Annotated in this window: 6 protein-coding genes and 1 tRNA gene; 5 read left to right on the plus strand and 2 right to left on the minus strand. The window is 66.7% G+C overall.

What is annotated here, in order from left to right:
• Both ACFVW8_RS37345 and ACFVW8_RS37350 read left to right on the plus strand, forming a co-directional pair.
• A partial coding sequence (locus tag ACFVW8_RS37345) for a pyridoxal phosphate-dependent decarboxylase family protein (RefSeq protein ID WP_389698182.1) occupies positions 1 to 1,289 on the plus strand: 1,289 nt, incomplete at its 5' end.
• On the plus strand, positions 1,286 to 2,713 hold the full coding sequence (locus ACFVW8_RS37350) for a lysine N(6)-hydroxylase/L-ornithine N(5)-oxygenase family protein (protein ID WP_389698184.1): 1,428 nt from the start codon (positions 1,286 to 1,288) through the stop codon (positions 2,711 to 2,713). The genes ACFVW8_RS37345 and ACFVW8_RS37350, both read left to right, overlap by 4 nt.
• Before the next feature lie 100 nt (positions 2,714 to 2,813).
• On the opposite strand, the gene ACFVW8_RS37355 is transcribed toward ACFVW8_RS37350, so the two are convergent.
• A complete protein-coding gene (locus ACFVW8_RS37355; RefSeq protein ID WP_389698186.1) occupies positions 2,814 to 4,625 on the minus strand; it encodes a bifunctional metallophosphatase/5'-nucleotidase in 1,812 nt (603 codons plus the stop codon).
• Between the two features lie 182 nt (positions 4,626 to 4,807).
• Between ACFVW8_RS37355 and ACFVW8_RS37360 the strand changes: the two genes are divergently transcribed.
• Both ACFVW8_RS37360 and pyk read left to right on the plus strand, forming a co-directional pair.
• Entirely contained in the window at positions 4,808 to 5,506 is a 699-nt protein-coding gene (locus ACFVW8_RS37360; RefSeq protein WP_389698188.1) for an SIMPL domain-containing protein, read from the plus strand.
• A gap of 122 nt (positions 5,507 to 5,628) precedes the next feature.
• Positions 5,629 to 7,062, plus strand: a complete 1,434-nt coding sequence (pyk, locus tag ACFVW8_RS37365; protein WP_389698190.1) for a pyruvate kinase — start codon at positions 5,629 to 5,631, stop codon at positions 7,060 to 7,062.
• Between the two features lie 123 nt (positions 7,063 to 7,185).
• Here the strand turns inward: pyk and ACFVW8_RS37370 are convergent.
• A tRNA-Leu gene (locus tag ACFVW8_RS37370) sits at positions 7,186 to 7,258 on the minus strand.
• A gap of 100 nt (positions 7,259 to 7,358) precedes the next feature.
• Between ACFVW8_RS37370 and ACFVW8_RS37375 the strand changes: the two genes are divergently transcribed.
• Positions 7,359 to 8,015, plus strand: coding sequence for an ANTAR domain-containing response regulator (locus ACFVW8_RS37375; protein WP_389698192.1), 657 nt, complete (start codon positions 7,359 to 7,361; stop codon positions 8,013 to 8,015).
• The last annotated feature ends 23 nt before the right edge of the window (positions 8,016 to 8,038 follow it).

Consider the following 8,038-nt stretch of genomic DNA (forward strand, 5'->3'; position numbering starts at 1 on the left):
GCGGACCCGACACCGTCACCCCCCACCTCCGCACCGCCCTCCACCCCGTCATCCCCGACCACGGCACCGGCGCCCACCACGCCCTCACCACCCTCATCACTGCCCTCACCCAAGGCGCCGCCGACCCCGCCGACCCCCTCTGCGCAGCCCACCTCCACACCCCGCCCCTCGCCCTCGCCGCCGCAGCAGACCTCGCCGCCTCAGCCCTCAACCCCTCCATGGACTCCTGGGACCAGGCACCCGCCGCCTCCGCCCTCGAAGCCGACCTCACCACCGCACTCGCCGCCGAGATCTACCCCCACCACACCGCACCCGACGCCCTCATCACCACCGGCGGCACCGAAGCCAACCAACTCGCGCTCCTCCTCGCCCGCGAACGCCAAGGCCCCGTGCAGACCATCACCGGCACCAACGCCCACCACAGCATCACCCGCGCCGCCTGGCTCCTCGGCCTCCCCGAGCCCATCACCGTCCCCGCCCCCACCGGCACCATCGACCTCACCGCCCTCAACGACACCCTCACCCGACTCCAAGGACGCCCCCTCCTCGTCACCGCCACCGCCGGCACCACCGACACCGGCCAGATCGACCCCCTCCCCGACATCGCCGACCTCTGCACCACCCACGGCGCCGAACTCCACATCGACGCCGCCTACGGCGGACCACTCCTCTTCAGCCCCACCCACCACAACAAAGTCAACGGCCTCGACCGCGCCCACAGCGTCACCCTCGACCTCCACAAACTCGGCTGGCAACCCGCGTCCGCAGGCATCCTCGCCGTCCCCGACCACCACCACCTCGACGCACTCCACCACCACGCCCCCTACCTCAACGCGGACGACGACACCCAAGCCGGCCTGCCCGACCTCCTCGGCCGCTCCCTGCGCACCACCCGCCGCCCCGACGCACTCAAAATCGCCGTCACCCTCCAAGCACTCGGCCGCACCGGGCTCGCCGATCTCATCGACCGCACCTGCACCGCCGCCCACCACCTCGCCGACCTCATCACCAAATCTCCCGCCCTCGACCTCTACGACCGCCCCACCATCACCACCGTCCTGTTCCGCCCCACCGACGCCGACGACCACACCGTCGCGACCATCCGCCGCACTCTCCTCACCCGAGGCCACGCCGTACTCGGCCGCACCCACACCCACGGCCGCCTCTGGTTCAAAGCCACCCTCCTCAACCCCCACGCCACCCACGACGACCTGCAAAAACTCCTCGACCTCGTCACCCGCCTCGCCACCGAACCCACCGAACCCACGGAAGGCAGCACCCCCCGATGACGACCCCGCCGACCCCACCCAACCCCGACACCGACCAGCCACACGACCTCGTCGGCATCGGCATCGGCCCCTTCAACCTCTCCCTCGCCGCCCTCGCCCACGGCATCCCCGGCAACCCCCACCCGCTCGCCGCCACCTTCTACGAACAACGCCCCGCCTTCCACTGGCACCCCGGCCTCCTCATCGACGGAGCCAGCCTCCAAGTCCCCTTCCTCGCCGACCTCGTCACCCTCGCCGACCCCACCAGCCCCTGGACCTTCCTCAACTACCTACGCACCCGCGACCGACTCTTCCCCTTCTACTTCGCCGAACGCTTCCACATCCAACGCGCCGAATACGACGCCTACTGCCGCTGGGTCACCCAACAACTCCCCGGCCTCCGCTTCAGCCACCAAGTCGACGCCATCCGCTGGAACGACGAACGCGCCTTCTTCGAAGTCGACTTCACCCAACTCGACAGCCACGGCGAAGCCGAAGCCCTCGGCCGCGCCCACACCCGCCACATCGCCCTCGGCGTCGGCACCGAACCCCACATCCCCGAGCCCCTCAAACCCCTCGCCGAAGCCGGATCCGTCCCCCTCATCCACTCCGCCGACTACCTCCACCACCGCGAACAACTCCTCAATGCCGAACACATCACCGTCATCGGATCAGGACAGTCCGGCGCCGAAATCTTCCTCGACCTCCTCCGCGCCCGCCCCGCCGGCCGCGAAAAGCTCCACTGGCTCGCCCGCACCCCCGCCTTCGCCCCCATGGAGTACTCCAAACTCGGCCTCGAACACTTCACCCCCGACTACACCCGCTACTTCCACACCCTCCCCGAACCCGTACGCGACGAACTCGTCCCCCACCAATGGCAACTCCACAAAGGCATCGACCACGACACCATCACCGCCATCCACGAAGAGCTCTACCGCCGCACCCTCCACGGCGGCTGGCCCGACGCCACCCTCACCCCCGGCGTCACCGTCCGCACCGCGGGCCGCGTCGCCACCAGCCGCGTCGAACTCCACCTCGAACACACCCAACAAGGCACCCGCTCCCGCCTCACCACCGACGCCGTCGTGCTCGCCACCGGCTACCGCGAACGCCCCCTCGACCAGATGCTCGACGGCCTCAGCCACCACCTCCGCCGCGACACATCCGGCCGCCCCCGCATCGACGACCAATTCCGCCTCGACCTCGACCCCACCATCACCGGCAACATCTACGTACAGAACGCCGAACGCCACACCCACGGCGTCGGAGCCCCCGACCTCGGCCTCGCCGCCTGGCGCAGCGCCACCATCCTCAACAACCTCACCGGCACCACCCCCTACCCCCTACCGCAACGCACCGCCTTCACCACCTTCGGCCTCACCCCCCACACCCCAAAAATCCCCGCCCAGAACCCCGCCCTCACCCCCCTCGTCCAAAGCAACTGACCCACCCCGACCGGACACACGAAAGGCGGCCACCCCCCTCCCAAGAGAAACAGGAGGAAACAGAACAGCCGCCTTTCATCCACCACCACTCACCCGCCGCCTAGAACACCGGCGTACCGTCCCGCGTCAGCCGCCAGTCCACCGACGCGAACTGCGAACCATCGACCGAACCCTTCTCCTGAACCCACGCAATGATCGTGTTACGGATCTCCTCCGAATTTGCCCACACCTGCTTCGCCGCCGCCACATGAGGGAAGTTACCCCCACCACTCGCCCGGTAGTTGTTCACCGCCAACACGAACTGCGCCGCCGGATCAATCGCCTTCCCCTCGAACGAAAGACCCACGATCCGCGAACCATTCGGCTTCGCAATGTCGATGTCATACGTCACACCCGACACCGCGTCATAGTTGTAGTCCGGAGTGTCATCCGCGTTCGTCAGCTTCGCCGGATCCACCGGAGCACCCGCCGCCGTCTGCACGTAGTAGCGCGCCGAGAACTCCAGATAGTCCTTGATCTGCGCACCCGTCATCAACCGCGCCTCAAGCGTGTTCTCGAACGTGTACAGACCCGCCGCATCCCTGATCGTCACATCCCCGGCCGGAATCTGCGCCGTACGCGAGAAACACGACGCCTGCGACAACACCGGCAGCTCCGCATACTCGCCACCCGCCAGCGCCGCCGTCACCGTCTCCGCCTGCACGACATTGATCAGGTCGATGATCGGCTCGTCCTTCCACGCCGCCTCGGCCGTCGTCATCGTCGCGGCCGACGTACCGATCACCTGGTTGACGTACGCGATCACCTTCTTGTGCTCATCGGTCAACAGCTTCGTGATCTTCCGGTCCTCGGCAGCCGTGTTGGAGTTCAGCACCTGCGAACCGGCCTTCTCGACCACCCAGCGCCCCTTCTCCCACACCAGATCGAAGTCGAACAACGTCAGCCGCTGTCCCCACTTCAACGGCTCCGACAAGACGACCTTCTTGCCCGTCTCCTTGTTCTCCACGAAGTACTCGGGAATCTCCAGATGCGCATGACCCACCAGAATCGCATCGATCCCCGGCACCTGCTCCGCCACCAGACCCGCCGCATTCTCCACATACGGAATCTGATCCCCGTACGACGACGTCCCACTGTTCCCCGAATGCGCCGAAACGATCACCACATCCGCACCCATCGAACGAAGCCGCGGAACGAATTTCGCCGCCTGCTCCTCCAGACCCGGGAACACCAGCTTCCCGCCGACATTCACCTTGTCCCAGATCGCCACCCCAGGATTCGTCAACCCCAGGATCGCCACCTTCACATCCCGCCCGTGCGGCGTACGCAACTTCTTGATCACATACGGCGCGAACGCCGGCTTCAACGTCTTCGCATCCACCGCATTCGCACCCAGCAGCGGGAAATCACACTGCTCCTCGAACTTCCGCAACACCGGAATGCCATAGTTGAACTCGTGGTTCCCCAGTGCCGCCGCGTCGTAACCGATCGCGTTCATCGCCTGCGCCATCGGATGCACCGGACCACGCTTCGCCGTGATCGGATCGATCCGCGCGTAGTAGTACGACAACTGGGTGCCCTGGATCGTGTCACCCGCATCGATCATCAGCGTGTTGTGACGGCCCTTCTCCCGGCGCACCTCATCCACCAACGTGGAGATCTTCGCCAGACCCACATCGTTGTGATCCGCGTCGTCGAACTCCTTGTCCGTGAAGTAGTCCCAGTTGAAGACGTTCCCGTGCAGATCGGTCGTGCCCATCACGGTGAACGAGTACCGCTTCTGCGGACGCCCATGACCGTGCCCATGCCCATGACCGTGCGCCTCGGCAGGCACCGCGGCACCACCCACGATCGCCACGCCCGCGCCGGCCGCAGCCGATGTGCCCAGGAACGTCCTTCGGTTCAGCGGCATCTCGTCTCCCACATCTCAGTTCTCTCCGAACACGGTTCACCCCGCACACAACGCGCGTAGACCCCACGCACGCGTGAACAACGCGCGTAGATAATCACCCACGCACCGCACCCGGCAACACCCCCAACACGTTTCGTTTCGATGACCAGTCGCTGTCACACCCAACTGCCACAGTGGGACCCATGACCGACACCCCGTACCCCTACGGCACTCCCGACCACCCCCGCCTCGCCGTCCGTGGCGAAGCCCGCCTCGAATTCGACCCCGAAACCGCCCGCGTCGGCATCACCGTCAGCGCCCGCGGAAAAGACCGCCGCACCGCCCTCGACGACCTCACCCGACGCAACACCACCGTCCTCGAACTCGCCCGAACCTACGGACAAGCCGTCGAAAAACTCGAAACCGGCACCTTCTCCATCACGCCCGAACTCACCCAACGCGGCCGCGACGAAAAAATCCACGCCTACCACGGCCGCGTCCACATCACCGCCCTGCTCAACGACTTCACCGCACTCGGCGAATTCACCACCCGCATCGCCGACCTCGACATGACCCGCATCGACGGCCCCTGGTGGGCCCTGCGCCCCGACTCACCCGCCCACGGCGAAGCCCGCCGCCAAGCCGTACGCGAAGCCGTCCAACGCGCCCGCGAATACGCCGACGCCGTCGGCGCCCGCCTCGCCGCCCTCGTCGAACTCGCCGACCTCGGCGCCGAGAACACCGCCCCCGCCCTGCCACCGGCCCCCGGCGGCTACGGCCTCGCCCGCGGATTCGGCGGCGGCGCAGCAGAACCCGCCCCCGCCCTCGACCTCGAACCACAACGACAGACCGTCTACGCCCAAGTGAACGCCCGCTTCACCATGACCCCACCCGTGCTCTGAAAATGCTCATCCGAGCACCCCGCCGCACAATTCAACACTTGTCAAAAACCCTTCACCCAAAGGTTGTTGAGGAGTCATGCGGAGCCAATTCGCTACCCGTAGGTAAGGTTTAGGCTCAAACCATGCGCCGAGCAAAAATCGTCTGCACCCTGGGACCCGCCACCGATACATACGACCAGATCAAAGCCCTGGTCGAAGCAGGAATGGACATCGCCCGCCTCAACCTCAGCCACGGCACCTACGCCGAACACGAAGACCGCTACCACCGAGTACGCAAAGCATCCGACGAAGCCGGACACAGCGTCGGAATCCTCGCCGACCTTCAAGGCCCGAAGATCCGCCTCGGCCGCTTCCGCGAAGGACCCGTACTCCTTGAACGCGGCGATGACTTCACCATCACCGTCGAACCCGCCGAGGGCGACCGCCACACCTGCGGCACCACCTACGAAGGCCTCAACACCGACGTCACCCCCGGCGAACGCATCCTCGTCGATGACGGCCGCGTCACCCTCGAAGTCACCGCCGTCGACGGCCCCCGCGTCCACACCACCGTCATCGAAGGCGGCATGGTCTCCGACCACAAGGGACTCAACCTCCCCGGCGTCGCCGTCTCCGTCCCGGCCCTCTCCGAAAAAGACATCGACGACCTCCGCTGGGCCCTGCGCACCGGCGCCGACATCATCGCCCTCTCCTTCGTGCGCAGCGGACGCGACATCGAAGCCGTCCACCGCATCATGGACGAAGAAGGCCGCCGCCTCCCCGTCATCGCCAAGGTCGAAAAACCCCAGGCCGTCGAGAACATCGACGACATCGTCGCGGCCTTCGACGGCATCATGGTCGCCCGCGGCGACCTCGGCGTCGAAATGCCCCTCGAACAGGTCCCGATCGTTCAGAAGCGCGCCATCAAACTCGCCAAACGCAACGCCAAACCGGTCATCGTCGCCACCCAGATGCTCGACTCGATGATCGACAACTCCCGCCCCACCCGCGCCGAAGCCTCCGACGTCGCCAACGCCGTCATCGACGGCACCGACGCCGTCATGCTCTCCGGCGAGACCAGCGTCGGCAAACACCCCATCGAGACCGTCCGCACGATGTCCCGCATCGTCGAAGCCGCCGAGGAGGACATCCTCGCCAAGGGCCTCCCGCCCCTCACCGACCGCAACAAGCCCCGCACCCAGGGCGGCGCGGTCGCCCGCGCGGCAGCGGAGATGGGCGACTTCCTCGGCGCGAAGTTCCTGGTGGCCTTCACCCAGAGCGGCGACACGGTCAAGCGCCTCTCCCGCTACCGCTCACCCATCCCGCTCCTGGCCTTCACCCCGGACCCGGCCACCCGCTCCCAGCTGAACCTCACGTGGGGAGTGGAGACGTTCCTGGGTCCGCACGTGGAGTCGACGGACGCGATGGTGGCGCAGGTCGACGAGGAGCTGCTGAAGATCGGCCGCTGTCGGAAGGGCGACGTGGTGGTCATCACGGCCGGCTCCCCGCCCGGCGTCGCGGGCTCGACGAACCTGGTGCGGGTGCACCACATCGGCGAGGACGACAGCCCCAAGTAGGGCGGCTCAGCATTTCGGCCCGACGTGTGCATCCATGAGCGCCACGGATGCCCGTCGGGCGACGGAGATCCAGCAGGAGTGAAGATCGTCAAGCGCGCTTGAACCTTGGAATCAAAGGTAAAGTGCCCTGGGTGGGATTCGAACCCACGCTGTCGGTTGTTTGAGAACCGTGTCTCTTCCGCTGGACTACCAGGGCTGACATCAGGATCAAAGGCTGGCCCAGACCCGCTGTGAGTCAAACATACAGGAGCTAGGTAGGCTCAGGTAGCAGCACCTGCCCTGAATCAAGGAGCCCCGTGACCACCCCCGAGTCGCCCCAGCCCGTAGACGCGTCCGACGACGACAAGTCGCACGTCCCGCCGCTGACGACCCGTGTCGTCATCGCCGAGGACGAGGCCCTCATCCGCCTCGACCTCAAAGAGATGCTCGAAGAAGAGGGGTACTCGGTCGTCGGTGAGGCCGGGGACGGGCAGCAGGCGGTCGAGCTGGCCCGGGAGCACAAGCCGGACCTGGTCATCCTCGATGTGAAGATGCCGGTCCTCGACGGGATCTCCGCCGCCGAGAAGATCGCCGAGGAGTCCATCGCGCCGGTCCTGATGCTCACCGCGTTCTCGCAGCGCGACCTCGTGGAGCGGGCCAGGGACGCCGGGGCGATGGCGTATCTGGTGAAGCCGTTCAGCAAGAGCGACGTGGTGCCGGCCATCGAGATGGCGGTGTCCCGGTTCGCGGAGCTGAAGGCGCTGGAGGGCGAGGTCGCGGACCTTTCGCAGCGGCTGGAGACGCGGAAGCTGGTGGACCGCGCGAAGAGCATTCTGCAGACGGACTACGGGCTGTCCGAGCCCGCCGCCTTCCGCTGGATCCAGAAGACGTCGATGGACCGGCGGCTGTCGATGCAGCAGCTTGCCGAGGCGCTGATCGAGGACGCCGAGGAGAAGAAGCGCGCGGCCGAGTAGTCGCGAGGAGTACGCACAAGGCC

Origin of the sequence: Streptomyces sp. NPDC058221, assembly GCF_042882365.1 — a bacterium.
Taxonomy (GTDB): domain Bacteria; phylum Actinomycetota; class Actinomycetes; order Streptomycetales; family Streptomycetaceae; genus Streptomyces.

Excerpts from the sequence above, each read along its gene's own strand:
- ACFVW8_RS37350 (WP_389698184.1), top strand. The coding sequence starts at position 1,286 with ATGACGACCCCGCCGACCCCACCCAACCCCGACACCGACCAGCCACAC.
- ACFVW8_RS37355 (WP_389698186.1), bottom strand. The coding sequence starts at position 4,625 with ATGCCGCTGAACCGAAGGACGTTCCTGGGCACATCGGCTGCGGCCGGC.
- ACFVW8_RS37360 (WP_389698188.1), top strand. The coding sequence starts at position 4,808 with ATGACCGACACCCCGTACCCCTACGGCACTCCCGACCACCCCCGCCTC.
- pyk (WP_389698190.1), top strand. The coding sequence starts at position 5,629 with ATGCGCCGAGCAAAAATCGTCTGCACCCTGGGACCCGCCACCGATACA.